The 15,008-nt window shown below is 41.6% G+C and carries 12 protein-coding genes and 2 pseudogenes; 4 read left to right on the top strand and 10 right to left on the bottom strand.

The annotated features are described in order from the left end of the window. Positions 1-3: 3 nt before the first annotated feature. From EXT47_RS17085 to EXT47_RS17070, 4 genes are all read right to left on the bottom strand, one after another. Positions 4-3,342 carry an amidohydrolase family protein gene (locus tag EXT47_RS17085; protein ID WP_130127135.1) on the bottom strand — a complete coding sequence of 1,113 codons (3,339 nt, stop codon included), beginning with the start codon at positions 3,340-3,342 and terminating at the stop codon, positions 4-6. Positions 3,343-3,474: 132 nt separating this feature from the next. Beyond that, positions 3,475-5,634: an ATP-binding protein gene (locus EXT47_RS17080; protein WP_039493436.1), complete on the bottom strand. Its 2,160-nt coding sequence runs from the start codon at positions 5,632-5,634 to the stop codon at positions 3,475-3,477. A gap of 152 nt (positions 5,635-5,786) precedes the next feature. After that, positions 5,787-6,443 (bottom strand): helix-turn-helix transcriptional regulator, encoded by a 657-nt coding sequence (locus tag EXT47_RS17075; RefSeq protein ID WP_010376437.1) that lies wholly within the window; start codon positions 6,441-6,443, stop codon positions 5,787-5,789. A gap of 228 nt (positions 6,444-6,671) precedes the next feature. Continuing rightward, the gene (locus EXT47_RS17070; RefSeq protein ID WP_010376435.1) at positions 6,672-7,043 is read right to left on the bottom strand and encodes a histidine triad nucleotide-binding protein; all 372 of its coding nucleotides are present in this window, start codon (positions 7,041-7,043) and stop codon (positions 6,672-6,674) included. Between the two features lie 173 nt (positions 7,044-7,216). On the opposite strand from EXT47_RS17070, the gene EXT47_RS17065 reads away from it, so the two are divergent. Then, complete coding sequence (locus tag EXT47_RS17065; RefSeq protein ID WP_130127134.1) at positions 7,217-7,825, top strand: DUF2057 domain-containing protein; 609 nt, start codon at positions 7,217-7,219, stop codon at positions 7,823-7,825. 59 nt (positions 7,826-7,884) lie between these two features. On the opposite strand, the gene EXT47_RS17060 is transcribed toward EXT47_RS17065, so the two are convergent. The 5 genes and pseudogenes from EXT47_RS17060 to EXT47_RS17045 form a co-directional block, all read right to left on the bottom strand. After that, positions 7,885-8,244, bottom strand: coding sequence for a hypothetical protein (locus EXT47_RS17060; protein ID WP_130127133.1), 360 nt, complete (start codon positions 8,242-8,244; stop codon positions 7,885-7,887). Further along, positions 8,237-8,806 (bottom strand): hypothetical protein, encoded by a 570-nt coding sequence (locus tag EXT47_RS17055; RefSeq protein WP_130127132.1) that lies wholly within the window; start codon positions 8,804-8,806, stop codon positions 8,237-8,239. The genes EXT47_RS17060 and EXT47_RS17055 overlap by 8 nt, the downstream gene beginning before the upstream one ends. Before the next feature lie 308 nt (positions 8,807-9,114). Then, a pseudogene (locus EXT47_RS24075) lies at positions 9,115-9,255 on the bottom strand (ISAs1 family transposase); the annotation flags it as partial. A gap of 526 nt (positions 9,256-9,781) precedes the next feature. Continuing rightward, complete coding sequence (locus EXT47_RS17050; RefSeq protein ID WP_130127131.1) at positions 9,782-10,753, bottom strand: transposase; 972 nt, start codon at positions 10,751-10,753, stop codon at positions 9,782-9,784. A gap of 92 nt (positions 10,754-10,845) precedes the next feature. Beyond that, positions 10,846-11,028, bottom strand: a pseudogene (locus EXT47_RS17045) (transposase); the annotation flags it as partial. 159 nt (positions 11,029-11,187) lie between these two features. On the opposite strand from EXT47_RS17045, the gene EXT47_RS17040 reads away from it, so the two are divergent. From EXT47_RS17040 to EXT47_RS17030, 3 genes are all read left to right on the top strand, one after another. Beyond that, positions 11,188-12,489 carry a hypothetical protein gene (locus EXT47_RS17040; RefSeq protein WP_130127129.1) on the top strand — a complete coding sequence of 434 codons (1,302 nt, stop codon included), beginning with the start codon at positions 11,188-11,190 and terminating at the stop codon, positions 12,487-12,489. Positions 12,490-12,597: 108 nt separating this feature from the next. Continuing rightward, positions 12,598-13,554 (top strand): glycerophosphodiester phosphodiesterase family protein, encoded by a 957-nt coding sequence (locus EXT47_RS17035; protein ID WP_130127128.1) that lies wholly within the window; start codon positions 12,598-12,600, stop codon positions 13,552-13,554. Positions 13,555-13,607: 53 nt separating this feature from the next. After that, entirely contained in the window at positions 13,608-13,943 is a 336-nt protein-coding gene (locus EXT47_RS17030; RefSeq protein ID WP_130127195.1) for a hypothetical protein, read from the top strand. A 173-nt stretch (positions 13,944-14,116) separates the two neighbouring features. Here EXT47_RS17030 and speE read toward each other — a convergent pair whose 3' ends face one another. Further along, positions 14,117-14,977 (bottom strand): polyamine aminopropyltransferase, encoded by an 861-nt coding sequence (speE, locus tag EXT47_RS17025; RefSeq protein ID WP_010378188.1) that lies wholly within the window; start codon positions 14,975-14,977, stop codon positions 14,117-14,119. Positions 14,978-15,008: the final 31 nt, after the last annotated feature.

Raw genomic sequence — 15,008 nt, 5'->3', positions numbered from 1 at the left:
GTATTAGTGTTTCCAATGATAGGTATGGGCCTTTTCTTCCATATACTCAGCAGTTGCTGGGTGCATTTGGGTTTGCGCGCCATTTTCGAAGAAGAAAGGCTGACGTTTATTGTCATAGTTGCCGATTTCATTCATGGTTGCCGCATCGTAGACACGGCCATTGATCACGGTGTAGGCAACTTTCTCTGAATCACGGATGTTAGACAGCACATCACCATCGATGATGGCAAGATCGGCGAGTTTTCCTTGTTCGATCGTACCAAGGTCACGGTCCATACCTAGATATCTTGCGCCGTCGATTGTACCGCTGCGAAGCGCCTGCCAAGGTGTAAAGCCGCCTTGTGCCATAGACCATAATTCCCAATGTGCGGCTAGACCTTCACGCTGGCCGTGAGCACCAATGTGCACAGTCACCCCCTTATCGCGAAGCTGTTTTGCGGTTTTGGCGACATTGATATGGTTATAGTGACGTTCAGGTGCTTTGCTTGGACGAATTGATCTTGGCTTTACCACATACTCAGGAACGAAGCTCATTAAGCGCTCGTTTTCCCACACATTAGTGTGTTGATACCAGTATTCTTCGCCAGAGATACCGCCATAGGCAACAACAAAAGTTGGCGTAAAGCCAACGTTTGTTTGTCCCCACATTTGTTCGATATCAGAGTAAATATTCGGGATCGGCAGGGCATGTTCAACACCGGTATGACCATCGACTATCATGTTCATGTTGTGTTGGAATTTTGAACCACCTTCAGGCACAACCATGATTTCCATGTTCTTCGCCGCTTCCAATACTTGCTGACGTGTCTCACGGCGAGGGTGGTTGTAACTCTTCACTGAAATAGCGCCAGCGTCTTTTAGGCGTTTAACGTGGAACTCTGCGTCTTCAAGGTTACTGATTGGTGTTTTATAACCCGGCGCGTGGCCAGCATATAAAATACGTCCAACAGAATAGGTACGTGGCGCGACCGTTAAACCCGTTCTTTGTAGTTCTGCCATAGAAAATACCTCGGCAGAGTTATTTGATGGATCATGGATAGTCGTTACACCAAAGCTAAGATTAGAATACTGATTCCAGTTTTGCTGTGGCTGTAGGTTATAGCTACCGTAACTGCCATGAGCGTGGGCATCAATAAGGCCTGGGATCACGGTTTTACCGCTAATATCCATTACTTTTGCTGTGCTAGGAACGTCTAGTTGACCTTGCTTACCGACTGCAACGATGCGATTCTCTTTAATTAGGATCACACCATTGTCGATGATTTCTTGTTCGTTCTCAGCGTTACGCATGGTCACTACTTTACCGCCAACTAGCGCAATCATACCTTCAGGCTTATCTGCTTTTTGCTCAAAACTCAAGTCGATGCCTTCAGCGGTTAGCTCATCGGTGTTGTCAGATGCACCATCGACGAAAGCGAAAGTGTCAGTCAGTTTGCGCTGATAAAGTGTGGGACCAAATGCCCAAGTTAGCGCGCTGCTGTCCGCTTTCCAATTTAGGAAATCACCAGAGTACTTTGATACTTGCTTAACTGGGAAAGCTTTCTCACCCTTGTTAATGGATAAGGTTTTACCTGTACTGGTAAAAGGTGCAACAAACGTATTGAAATGCTCGATAAACGCAACGTATTGACCATTTGGAGAGACTTTAAAGTCAAAGACATAATCACCTTTGAAGTGGCTACGTTCTTCTTGACCATTGAGGTTAACACTTTTTAGTTCGCGATGTGTTTCATCACTCATGGTGGAGAAGTAAATGCGCTCAGAGTCTGCTCCAAAGTGCGGATTGTCACCGCTTTTAATAATGCGTTTTGCCTCACCGCCGTTAGCATTAACTAGATAAATACCTGGATGCATTGACCAGTCACCGCTTAGCAAGTAGCCACCGGTTACCTTTTTAAATAGCACGTTTTTACCATTTGGTGAAAAGCTTGGTGAGATATAGTGACCAGGTTCTTGGGTGATCACTTTACCTTTACCACCGTTTGCAGATACAACACGTATTGCGCCTAAGTCTTTATCACTCCATGTTGTGTAAACAATAGACTTGCCATCGCGAGAGTAGCTTGGGTAGAACTCAAAGTGGTCGGTTTGCTTAGTGAGGCGTTTTACTTTGCCTGACGCAATGTCTTTTACGTAAAGGTAGCCAAGCGCTTGGAATAGTGCAGTTTCACCATCAGGAGAAATTTGAGACCAGCGTGCGAGTTTGACTTTAAAGGTGTCGGGCGCGACATCTACCGCAAAGCGTAGTGCCGGTGTGATTTGTTTTTCAGCAACAACGCGAGTAGGGATGACGTTGACCTCGTGCGATGCAATATTAACGCGGTTGAATACCCCTTTCGCCCAAAAAACGAGAGATTTACCATCCGGCGTGTAAGCAAAAGAAGGTGTGTTACCATGTGCGCCATTGGCTTCTTGTAAGTCGCGATCAAGGCCAGTATAAACACGAGTTTCGATGCCTGAGTGTAGATCTTTAATATATAAAGCACCGATCATTTCATTGCCGTTATCTTCGCGTTTAACAAACGCAATAGATTTACCATCAGGACTGACAGTTGGACGAATAGCACCGCCAGCACCACGGATCACGGTCTCTTCTTCACCGGTTGCTAAATCCCAACTACGAATTTCGAAAACAGCATCGAGCGAGTTTTTGTTATATTCCCAGCGCACGCCAGAGGTCGCATCAACGGAGTAATAGATTTTCTTGCCATCGTGAGAAAAAGCGGGTTCTGCAACGTTCTTTTGCGATTTTGCACCATGTAGACGCTCACGGATCAGCACGCCTTTACCACCGCTGATGTGATACATACGAATAGAGCCACCTGGGATGGTACGCCCCGTTACTTGACCTTGCTTAACTGCAATGTATTGACCATCAGGCGACCATGCAGGGTTGTGAACAATATTATTCACTTCTTTTGACACCTGACGCAGGTTTTGGCCATCTACGTCCATCACCCACAGGTTATCGCCACCTGCGCGGTCAGAGATAAATGCGATGTGTTTACCATCAGGCGAAAACTTAGGTTGAATGTTCCAGCCCATGTCGGATGTTAAGGCTGTTGCTTTACCACCGCCAATTGGCATGATGTAAAGGTCGCCAAGCATATCAAAGACGATGCTTTTACCATCAGGGCTTACATCTAAGTTACTCCATGTGGTTTCGTTGGTATCGATGGTGATGGTTTGCTTTTCACCTGGTGGGTTGAGCACATCCCAGCCTTTGGTTGATTTCTCTTCTGTTTGCGTGGCTGTCACGGCATCATCAGCGCTGGCTGGCTGAGCCAAACCAATCACAGCAGCACCAATAGCAATGGCTAATGGTGATTTAAAAAATGACATAGATGTTCCCTTAATTTTATAGTTATTGCCCGAGGCGAGCGGTTTGCCTCGGTTAAATTAGCGTTAATGTAAATGCTCACTAAGCATGAACAAGTTTTATTATGATGTCGAACAACATGCGTTTAATGACGCTTAACCCATTGCCTCTTTACGAACGAAGTGGAGATATGCTGCGAGACTGTCTTGCCATAGCGTCATGGCTTCTGTGAGCTCATCATGGCAGGATTTACCATCCAATAAGCGGCGCTCTGCTTTTTTCAAGTTTGAGCCATAGCGATTAAATCCGAGTTGTAAGGCGGTGCTGGCTTGACGATGAAGCTGTCTGATACATTGATCTTCATCTTGCTCTAGTAGCTGCTGAATATGAATGAGTTTATTACGAGCCGACAACACAAACTCGTTGTAAATCGAAGAGACTTCATCTTCACTAAATCCAGATTTTAGGGCGTTTACAGCCGTTTCATCGTACAGGATATCGGGTAATTCCACGCTGACATTGGCTTTTTTAGGAGACTGCGACTCGCTAAGCGCTTGGCGTAATTTTTCTTGTTTTATCGGTTTGCCAACAATATCGCGAATGCCGAGTGCCAAGTATTCTTTTACCTCGTCTGGACTGAGGCTGGCAGTAAAGGCTAGGAAAGGGGTTCGTTTGTTTTTATGCTCACAATTTTGTAGCTGCTTTAATACTTCTTGCCCAGAAAGATCGGGTAGGTTCATGTCTAGCAACACCACATCGAAATGGTGCTGTATTAGCATCTCTATGGCGCTTTTACCATTGGTTGCCAATTTAACCTTATGCTCATCTTCAGCCATAAACTCAATAGCGATTTTTTGGTTGAGATCTAGGTCTTCTACCAACAGTACTTTCAGACCGGTGATACAGTTATCGTGCTGCGGGCGCTGCTCCACTAAGCTCAGTTCACCAATGTTTAGCAGTAAATCAAAACTAAATGTACTACCTTTGTTAAGCTCGCTTTGAATATCTAGCTGTGAATTCAGACGGTTGAGTAGGCGACTGGTGATGGCAAGCCCCAAGCCCGTACCACCCTTAACTTTACCTGCACTACTTTGTACGTACGGTTCGGTCAGCTTATTAATATCTTCACTATCAATACCTGGCCCTGAGTCCGTGATACTAAAACGCACTTTATGTTCAATTTGTTGGTCTTTTAAAATCTCAACTTTGAGTTTTACTTCTCCTTTATCGGTGAACTTAATGGCATTACCAACAAGGTTGATAAGAATTTGTCTCAGCTTTTGTTGGTCAAAGTAATAACACACCTGATCGGGTAGTTCGTACACCAATTCAAAGTGCAGCTTCTTTTGCTCTGCAAGTGGGCTTAACAATAAGCAAAGGTTTTGTAGCCAACTTCTAAGCTCAACGTCCTCTTCGTACAAGGCTTCATCACTTTGCTCCAAACTGGCGTAGTCTAGTACTTTATCAATCAGTAAGTTTAGCGATTCAGCAGAGTTTACTATAGCCTCACAGTAGGCCTTGTTGCGACTATCTCTGGTGCGTCCCAATACGAGTTGGGCGCTGCCCAAGATACCGTTAAGCGGAGTTCGTATCTCATGACTGATCGTTGATAAAAACATGCCACGCAGCTCTAGGTCCTGTTGCGCCTTCAATGCTAATTTATTGAGGTTTTGCTCTCTTTGCTCGTTACATAACAGCGCCATGCCCGTTGCATAAAAGATAGGTGCAAGAACGCCATTGAAGAAAATAGTGATGGTAAACCAGTTCTCTTTGAAAAGCGTGAAATGCGTTACTTCTCCCATTAATAGGGTTCTGCCGGTAAATATCACCAATATAATAAGTAAAATGGTGATATAGACTATGCTGCCGTTAGGGTATTTATTTCGTGCAAAACGGCTAAAGAAATAGAGCAGGAGTGTCGCTTCAGCTAAGTGTTGTAAGTCCGAGATAAGGATCCTATCTCTCAAGTTTGGAGAGAAAATACTGCTGTACATCAACAAAATGAAGAGCCCTGCAGTAACGCCGAGAAACACTTTAAAGGATGGGCCTTTAACCCCTAAAAATTGCCTTATCGCCATGCAGTGGATAATGGAAGCCGCAAACAGCAAGGTATTAGCAATGGGAATAGTTTCCCAGTTGTCAAAATAGCCGTGCAATGCAAAGGAAGAAATCGCACAGAGCAAAACCAGAGGGTAAAAAATATAGAGCAGTGTTCCTGGTGTGCTTTTATTTGCTCGCCACGTTAAAAAGGTAAGGAGCGCCATCATTGCCGTCATGACGAGACTAGTTAGGTAGAGGGTTTTTGGGTCGAGCATGTACCTAAGGCTGCTTTCAGTTGCGAAAAAACTTAGCATAGAGGTATTCGCCAAGGCAGTAAAGCCTGTATGAAGCTGAAGCCTCGATATCGCGATGTCAGCGCTGTCTTTCACCCGCCAACTTGCGTCAGCAGGTTAAAGACAGATGAAGCTTAGCGGATCTCGTCAGGAATATTCTGCTGAGCCCACGAAAGGAGTTCGATACGGTTACGACATTTGGTTTTACGAAATGCACTGTACAAATGCGTTTTCACCGTATGTGGACTGATATTTAGCTCTTCAGCGATCTCTTTGTTTTTCGCACCTTTACTCATCAGCGCGATAATTGCTTTTTCTCGCTTAGTGAGTTTCACAGGTTCGATATCACCTTCGGTTAGTTTATGTAATGCATCTTTATTAAATTGCAGCATGCGATTTAACACATTACACATCACGTCACGGCGATACCACAGTTGATCTTCAAGCAACAAACGGATCCCTTTCATTAGCACGTCGGCATTATCAGTCGTGTAGAATACACCACGAATACCACTTAGCAGCGCACGATTGGCCAGCTCCGGATTTTCATCTAAGTTGAATAGTACGATATCGCATTTGACTTTGAGGTTGACTAGTTGTTCTTTTAATTTACCCCAAGAATCGTTCACAGCGGTTTCGATGAAAAGTAATCGAGTGCCTTCAGGCACATCTGAGATATCAGTTCCAGTCGTAACATCCAACCCTTGGGTTTTTAACAAAGGTTGTAACACATTGATACCAATGGTGTTAACCGGTTCTTTATCTAATAACAAAAAAGCACTACTGCTCATTTTAGGACACACTCTAATTTTTCCGATTTCTCAATGCTAACATGGGATTCAGACCTTTTGTATTAGAATTTTTAGTACAAGATAGAGAAATCCGCTATATAACAAAGTGAAATAATAACTCGAAATTATGTACAGAATATGTATTTAAATGTAATTTGTTGAAATAAGTAAGCTTTTAACGATTTTCGTTAATAACTTACTCATTTACATTGCTTAACAGAGAATAATCTAAACTGGTACTTTTTTCGTATTTTGATAAGGCGGCCAGCCCATTTCTTTTCCAGCTAATACATGTAGATGAAGATGATATACGGTTTGACCACCGTGATCATTACAGTTCATCACTACGCGATAACCATCTTCTGCAAAGCCGTGCTCTTTCGCTAATTTGGCTGCAACAACATATAAATGACCAACAAGATGAGCATTTTCTTCCGTCACGTCATTGATAGTTGCAATTGCTGTTTTAGGAATAACTAAGACGTGAAATGGCGCTTGTGGATTAATGTCTCTAAACGCGAGTGCTTGTTCATCTTCGTAAACGATGTCTGCAGGGATTTCTCGATTAATAATTTTGGTAAAAATAGTTTCTGAACTCATGGTCCTTCCTTATCTGGCATATTGAATTGCTCTAGCATAGCTAACTCTCAAGGAGACTCAATAGATTTGAGGCGTTATCCCGCTGCGCATCAATTAAAAGGGTAGAGATATAAGCAGGTATGCAGTAATCTCATCAAGGTATAATGATTTGGTACTCACGAAGGAGTGAATAGATGCGCTTAAAATATACGCTTGCGACCGCTGTTTTACTGTTGTCACCGCTTTCACAGGCTGCGTTGCTAAGTTTTCCTGAAGAAATTATTCCCTTGCAAGTTGATGATAAAACCATTGAACACTCATTCTTCTCCAAAGTGCGAGAGTTGGACTTAGCCAAAGGGGAGTATGCGGTCAAAATGCGTTACACCGACTTGTATGAAGTGGGCTATGACGACCACGAAACCATAGAGTCGAAGCCATTCTGGGCGAAAGTAAGTATCGATCAAGACGGCGAGTATCAGGTTGAATTTAACCGTCCTGACAATGTGGTTGCGGCAAAGGCATTTGCAGATCAGCCATTGATTATGTTGCAAGCACCCAATGAATCGTTAGCGACAACATTGGTAGTGACACAAGAAAGACCAAGAATAACGGAAGCGATAGCAAGTGAGCCTTCAACACCCACTGCACCACGTTATTCAACGCCAAGTACTACCACACGAGCCGTTACGCCAGCGGCGCCTAAATCAGCACATCCAGATGTGGTTGGCATGCTGGACTATTGGTGGCAACAAGCAACCCCAGAACAAAAACGGTTGTTTTTGGAAAAAATAAAGGGCAATTAAGTAATATTAAAGCCGCTCATATTTATGAAGAGCGGCTTTAAATTAGTACAACACTAAAACTAATAATTCTTAGTTACAAAAGTATAACCTAGATTTAGTTGTCTACCTCTAACTGAGGCACCGTGCAGAGCTTGGCTAGTGTTTCGACCACCGCACAGAGTATATAGCCATAACACAGCTTCGGCATGCGCTAATCCACTCGTTGAACGATTGTCACAACTACCTCTACGAGCTTCTGCAGAAAAAATAATTGCAGCGCTATTAGTACCCTGTTCATCTGCTCGTAATTCAGTGTAATGGTAACCGACAGGAATGCCTCGGTAATAACCAGACCCACCATCAACATTGACTGCGTTTGCGTTAGAGGAAATTCCGGTGAATAAAAGTGATGCTGCAATTAACAGTTTCGATTTAATCATGTTTATCACCCTCTTTTTCGGCTTTTACTTTAGAGATACAAAGGCTTTTGTGATCGAGGAGCCACAATTCAGGTTCTTCTGCTAAAACTGATTCAGGGGTCAATATAACAAACTCTTTATGGTGAGAGTTTTCTACTATGTTTAGTATGTCTTTACTCTCTCCACGTAAAGCATCAATATACATACGACTTTTAAAGTTCTCTAAGTCATCAAACTTTGAAAAAAATTCATAAACTGCAGCGCGAGTATCTGATATATCATAACTGATAATCTCTTTGCATATCTTGATGGATTCATCAGCTATCTTTTTCTCAGTTGATGAGACTTTTTCAGAGAATCTAATCAGCTCATCAGTTTGAGGTATGCTTGAATTGGTAGTAAGTTGCTTTGCTAACTTGTATGTAGCTTTAGCATGATTTGGGGTCATTTGATTTACGGAGGTAATAATACTCGTTTTTTCAATGACTTCTTCGCTACTTGGCTTTAGAGTTTCCACTTGTTCACTAGCATTGACCATTAGTGTCATCAAGGCAAGTGGGAACATTGTCTTTCCTATTTTCATATTAAGTCTCCTTTTACATAGGAAACTTAATATAAGAATAAAAAGAGAACATTTTCCAGTTTTTATTTTGACTTTAAAATAAAATCATAATGGTTTTTTTCTTGTTGTTTTTATTTTTAAAACTAAATTCTTAAATTTTGTTTTTATTATAGTGCTTTCACCTATAACTGTTGTTGGTTATGAAATAAAGTTGCTTATTAATGGTTGAGTAAAATTCATATGATTGTTAAATTAGGTTCGGGGAATCATAGTTTGAGGAGCAAAGTAAGCTCCTCGGCAGCAGGGCGGGATTCCACTTTGCTCACAGCTTAACCAAAAAGTAACTCCCTCCTAAAATCACCGTTCCAAGCTGCTCTTCTTCGTTTCGCTGCTAAACTGTCTTTTTTACCTTGATGTTGCCTGACTATGTTTAAGCATACCCTGTTGAGCAAAGCAATGTGTGCTGCCCCGAAAGCGAAAATAAGGAAAATAAGCTAGGAAAATAAGAAAAAATAAGCAAGAAAATAAGCGACACCCATCACTATTAACATCAAAGCTGAGGAAGTGAAGTAAAAAAGCATGTAAACACTCCAATAATTTTGGTCAAAAACGTTTATCGATAGGTTATTTTTTAGCGCTCAAGCGTATCTCTACACTAAAACTGGGTTATCGCGCACGACAACGCGCTGCAAATACAACAGTAAGAAATTCTAGAATTGAGAATGTGAGTTTTGCTACAAAGCGAATCGATAGCAAAGCGAATCGATGACACCCACTAAGCAAAGCGAATCAATGACACCCACTATTTGCATTAACGCTAGACAAACTTAGGTTAAAAAGTATCAAAATACTTAAATCACTGGGTACAAAAACGTTTTTCGATAGGCCAATTTTTAGCGCCCAAGCGTATTCCTACACAAAAACGGGGTTATCGCGCACGACAAAGCGCTGTAAATACAACAGTTATAGATTTTCGAGTTGATAGTGTTCGCTTTACTAAGCCAACAAGCGCTCGCAGTTTGTTAGGTTCGTCCGTCGTCGTTTTTGCAGTGTTTCGCAGTAAGCGGTTATTGTCCGCTCTCGTCCAACTGCACCGTGGAATACCCGTGAAAACTGCGTAGTGAGTTTTATCCAGTTCTCCGGCTCTATATTTAGTCGAGTGAGTATGGGTTGTGACTCAAAGATATGACCTCGTTTGTCGGCGCGAATGCATTTGCCCGTGAGATCAACCAATTCGAGATAGGATTTGAGTTCAAAAGGCAGGCCTTTAGGCATGTGTTTTCGTGGGCAGCCAGCAAAGCGTAGGAGACTTTTTGGTTGCTTGCCCAACTTTGCATGGTCTATGCGTTTTTTGATACTGGTGTAGTCTGAGGTCTCAGGTGTTGCGGCGATTTTAGCTCTAATGGGATTTAAGTCTACATATGCTAAACACGCAGCCAATGCCGCCTCATCCAGTAATGCTTGGGATTTAAATCGTCCTTCCCAAAACCGGCCTGTACAATTATCTTCTTTATTTGCTCGGCGGGCGATGTCTTCGTTAAGCGCTCGCATAAACCAACTAATATCTGCGAGTCTTCCCCTGTACTTATCAACCAGCTCATCTAGCATCAATTGCTCCGACTTACTGAGAGCCTCACCTTCAACAAATTTACAGCTTATCAAATTGCCTTTAAATAATTTGTGCCACCGTATCACAACTGCGTTATCCGACAGGCGCTTAACCTTTTTATCATCAACATATAAAACAATATGAGTGTGATTACTCATCACGGCATAAGCACAGACATCAATACAAAACACGGAAGCCAACATCAGGAGCTTTTCTTCAACCCAATCACGGCGGTGTTCATATGATTTTCCAGTAAATTTATCTTCACCGCAGAGAAAGGCGCGCCTTACGCAACGGGAGATACAGTGATAGTATTTGGTGTCGGTTAAACTGATTTGTCTTTTACGGGCAGTTGCCATAGTTTAGTTTCCTCAATCCTTTGAGTGCAGAATTAAAGCGTAGGCGGTATCTTAGGAAGGTGCAAATTAGTGGTGGGTGTCAGCAATTTACCCTCAATACAAAACACAGACCCCAACATCAATAGCTCTTCTTCAACCCAATCCCGGCGGTGTTCGTATGATTTGCCAGTAAATTTATCTTCACCGCACAAAAATGCACGCCTTACGCAACGGGAGATACAGTGGTAGTATTTGGTGTCGGTTAAACTGATTTGTCTTTTACGGGCAGTTGCCATAGTTTAGTTTCCTCAATCCTTTGAGTGCAGAATTAAAGCTTAGGCGGTATCTTAGGAAGGTGCAAATTAGTGGTGGTGTCAGCAATTTACCATCAATTTACCCAAATTAGTGGTGGGTGTCAGCAATTTACCCACTGTATTTAAATAGTGGAGTTTAGCTTGAACGAATTTTCATTAGAGGCTTTAAGTGAAAAAATTTATAACCATAAAACAATGGACTATTTTGAAGAGATAGTTAGTTCGTATAATAATAAGAGCTTCCGCTCCGCTACTGTAATGCTTTGGTCGGTAACTGTTATTGATCTGGTTTTCAAACTTACTGACTTAGTAGACTTACATGAAGATGAGTCAGCAAAAGCCATCCTAAAAGAAATGATAGATATTCAATCAAAAGACAGAAAAAGTTCAAAGTGGGAGTTGAAGCTTGTTGAAGAAGTAGCAAAACGAACAAACTTATTAAGCTCTGATAACGTTTGTTTTTTGGAATACTTATATCAGCAGAGAAACCTATCTGCGCACCCAGTATTAGACTCAAACTTGGAGCTGCATAGACCAAATAGAGAAACAGTGAGATCATTAATAGTAAATTCTGTAGATGGTGTTTTGTCAAAACCTCCTTTTTTCTCTAAAGATATTGTCGGTAATTTAGTTGAGGATTTGGAAGCATCCAAAGAGTACTTGGAAGGTGATAAAAGTAAGCTTAAACATTACCTAGAAAGTCGATTTTTTTCAAAAATGACATCAAAAGTTGAAATGGAGGTGTTTAGGTCTTTATGGAGGTTTGTTTTTAAAATGGAGAATGAGCGAGCTTCAAGCAATAGAAACATAAACTTCCTAACTTTAAGCTACCTATATAAAAAACACTCTTCCCAAGCGCTTGAGATGATCGGCAAAGAAATTGATTACTTCTCTGATATATCAAAGGAAAGAAAGACTGTTTCGGCCTTAATTAAGCTGCTTTCTCGAAATCCTGAGATATATAAGAAGCTAAACAAAAGTGCCACGATAATTGTTGATGATATTGTTGGAAAAAAAGAGAGAGATTTTTATTATTCAAACTTTCAATACGATAGCTTAGCTGATTTTCATGATGAACTTCTTACTTATTTGCTTGATGATGGGGGTAGTATATTAAAATCAGATTTAGTGCATTTATTTACGCTTTCTGATTCTCCTGAATGGAAATCTAGAGTAAGAATATTAAGAAATGCTTATTACGGAGAAAGTGGAAGCTTTGACTCAGCAGAGGCTCGCTATAATAAATTTATTTCACCCGTTCTTAAAAAATACAAAGAAACCGAAATGGTTGATCTAATTGGAAGAATCAATAGTAATAGCCAGATTTATGGGCGAAGCTTCAATAAATATATCAATAAAAGAGTAAAAGACGCCTCTGATAAACTACTGGGTGACGAATATGATTATTCCGCATATCCCAACTTTTTAAGCGCAGTAGAATAGGAATATAACAAGTTGCTGCACTCGGAAAAGTTACTCGCTGCGCTCCTAATTTTCCGGTAAGCAAAGCGTTAGCTTTTATCGAGCATCTATCAAGGATTCAGGTAATAAATGTTTATAAAAATAGTTAAGACGTTTTTGATCGCACTATCTTGCATAATCACACTAGGAGTTGTTAACGCTTATGTGTTCGTTCCTGACCTACAGCGACATGGCGAGATCGTGGCCTATCGAGGAGGCGGAAGCGCGGTTAATTATGAAAAACTAAAGAAAACTGGCTGTACCGCCCTTTCAATAAAAGCATCAAACATCAATTCTGTTGAGAACACACTAGAAGCTGTGGCTTCTTCCGTTGCAGCCGGAGCGAACGTAATTCATCTAAATGTTCATAGAACTCGTGATGATCAACTGGTTGTTTTTCATGACTGGACGTTAGATTGTGCTACAAACGGGTCTGGGCCGGTACATAAAGCATCATTTGAGCAATTGAAAGGTATTGATGCAGGATATGGATATACGTTTGATGATGGTGCGACCTTCCCATTTCGAGGAAAAGGTTTTGGGATTTCTAAGTTAGAGGCGTTTTATAAACGGTATCCAAAGCATGAGTTTTGGTTAAACCTAAAGGATAACGACATACGTTCATTCGAAACTCTATATGAGTATCTATCTGGAAAAAAATCTAACCATATTGTAATTACCTCTTCAAAAGGTATGGAGTGGTTTCGAAACAAGGATTCATCTTTACGGTTAGCAAGTGTTGGTAGTGTAAAGAGTTGCGGAATAGATTATCTTTTAGTTGGATGGGCGGGATTAGTTCCTGACTCCTGTAGGAACACCATTCTTTTTATACCTCCCTCGATGACAAAGTATTTTTGGGGCTATCCTGAACGCCTAGCATCAAGATTACAGAGCCATGGTTCGGATGTTTATCTATGGTCTCGACATGAATCGATCACCCAATCCTACGATGACGTTGTCGCATCGGGTATTGGAGTTATCACTAGTGATCTTGATTTTATTCGTGCAACACAAGCTAACAAACGCGTCAATCAGGACGCTCGCTAGCTCGCGCTTATTGCGCGGGCGATAGCAGTACAAGGAAAACCTGAGTAGTGGAAATGTTCGGAGAAATTATCAAGAATATGTATGGGATGTCACTGGCTGAGTTCGCTGTGATGATAGTAGATACTCTTACTTATCTAATATCTCTTTTCATAGTACTTTTCGCATTTGTTAAGCTTGATAAAGTTACAAAAAGTAAGCATGCCAAAGGAGTTAAAACCTCTATTGTTGCTACAATTTTTTCTTCATTTGTAGCTAGTTCAATTGTAGATAGTTCTGAAGAGCTTGGATTAATTGAGGTGTTTGTATTTCTTATACCCTCGATTTTTACGCTATTAGCGGCAGTTTGTTTTTATCGGTTTACTAGAGAAGTGCTAGTAAAGTACAGCTAACAAAGCCGTTAAACCAAGGACACAAAAGGTTTTTGTCCAAAAACGAGCTAGAGCGAACGTCTGTTGTTCGCTCATAACTTCAGGGTAGGTGAAATATTAACCTAGTCATCAAGGCTGTAGAGTCAGGTATGAGCTACCACACTTTAACAATTAAGTTTATATTTTGATTCGGCCTACTTTTCGAAAGCACGCTTCATAAAGTTAGGTGTTGCTAATGCACCTTTATGAATACCTGTGTTGTAGTACTCAGTGTCAAATGTTGCGTTATCAACGTCTTGCTCGCGGAATCCGGCAAACTTTTGATCTTTACGCGCCATTGTTGCTGACCACAGACCGCTTGGGTAGATTGGCTGTGGGAAAGGCAGGGTTTGCAGATCAACAAAGCCCACTTCCAACATTGCATCGCGCATTTCTAGTAGCAACGGCATGTGCATCAGAGGTGATTCACTTTGCTGGATCATGATACCACCAGTGCGAAGCGCTGCTAAGCAGCTCTTGTAGAATGCGTGGTTGAATAAACCTTCACCAGGGCCAACAGGATCGGTGCCATCAACGATGATAACGTCGATAGACTCTGCTTCGGCTTCACGCATATATTTGATGCCATCATCAAACATCACAGTTGCGCGAGGATCGTTATTAGACTCACAAAGCTCAGGGAAGTATTTCAAAGACATTTGCGTCACAACTTCGTCGATATCAATCTGAGTTACTTTTTCAACGCCAGGGTGCTTTAATACTTCACGCAATGTGCCACAGTCGCCGCCGCCAATGATCACAACATTTTTAGGTGCAGGGTGCGAGAATAGCGCCGGGTGACTCATCATTTCGTGATAGAAAAAGTTTTCACGCGTGCTCACCATAGTGCAACCGTCAATGATCATCAGGTTACCAAAATCCGTCGTTTCAAACATTTCTACTTTTTGAAATGGTGATTGGATTTCGTCTAATTTTTTGTTGACTCTAAGTGAAAAAGCGCTGCCATCGCGGTCGCTAATTTCTGTAAACCAACGGTTTGCTTCTAAGTTTGCCATGATTGTGTTCACACTTGATAAAAATTAAGGC

It is taken from the genome of Pseudoalteromonas sp. CO342X (assembly GCF_004208915.1).
Taxonomy (GTDB): Bacteria; Pseudomonadota; Gammaproteobacteria; order Enterobacterales; family Alteromonadaceae; genus Pseudoalteromonas; species Pseudoalteromonas maricaloris.
The sequence above is the reverse complement of the archived record's forward strand: the minus strand, read 5'-3'. Positions and strand labels throughout refer to the sequence as shown.

What these genes read in the sequence shown, in the direction of transcription:
- EXT47_RS17065 (WP_130127134.1), top strand. Translation starts at nt 7,217, where the DNA reads ATGCGCTTAAAATATACGCTTGCGACCGCTGTTTTACTGTTGTCACCG.
- EXT47_RS17050 (WP_130127131.1), bottom strand. Translation starts at nt 10,753, where the DNA reads ATGGCAACTGCCCGTAAAAGACAAATCAGTTTAACCGACACCAAATAC.
- EXT47_RS17060 (WP_130127133.1), bottom strand. Translation starts at nt 8,244, where the DNA reads ATGATTAAATCGAAACTGTTAATTGCAGCATCACTTTTATTCACCGGA.
- speE (WP_010378188.1), bottom strand. Translation starts at nt 14,977, where the DNA reads ATGGCAAACTTAGAAGCAAACCGTTGGTTTACAGAAATTAGCGACCGC.
- EXT47_RS17030 (WP_130127195.1), top strand. Translation starts at nt 13,608, where the DNA reads ATGTTCGGAGAAATTATCAAGAATATGTATGGGATGTCACTGGCTGAG.
- EXT47_RS17035 (WP_130127128.1), top strand. Translation starts at nt 12,598, where the DNA reads ATGTTTATAAAAATAGTTAAGACGTTTTTGATCGCACTATCTTGCATA.
- EXT47_RS17070 (WP_010376435.1), bottom strand. Translation starts at nt 7,043, where the DNA reads ATGAGTTCAGAAACTATTTTTACCAAAATTATTAATCGAGAAATCCCT.
- EXT47_RS17085 (WP_130127135.1), bottom strand. Translation starts at nt 3,342, where the DNA reads ATGTCATTTTTTAAATCACCATTAGCCATTGCTATTGGTGCTGCTGTG.
- EXT47_RS17075 (WP_010376437.1), bottom strand. Translation starts at nt 6,443, where the DNA reads ATGAGCAGTAGTGCTTTTTTGTTATTAGATAAAGAACCGGTTAACACC.
- EXT47_RS17055 (WP_130127132.1), bottom strand. Translation starts at nt 8,806, where the DNA reads ATGAAAATAGGAAAGACAATGTTCCCACTTGCCTTGATGACACTAATG.
- EXT47_RS17080 (WP_039493436.1), bottom strand. Translation starts at nt 5,634, where the DNA reads ATGCTCGACCCAAAAACCCTCTACCTAACTAGTCTCGTCATGACGGCA.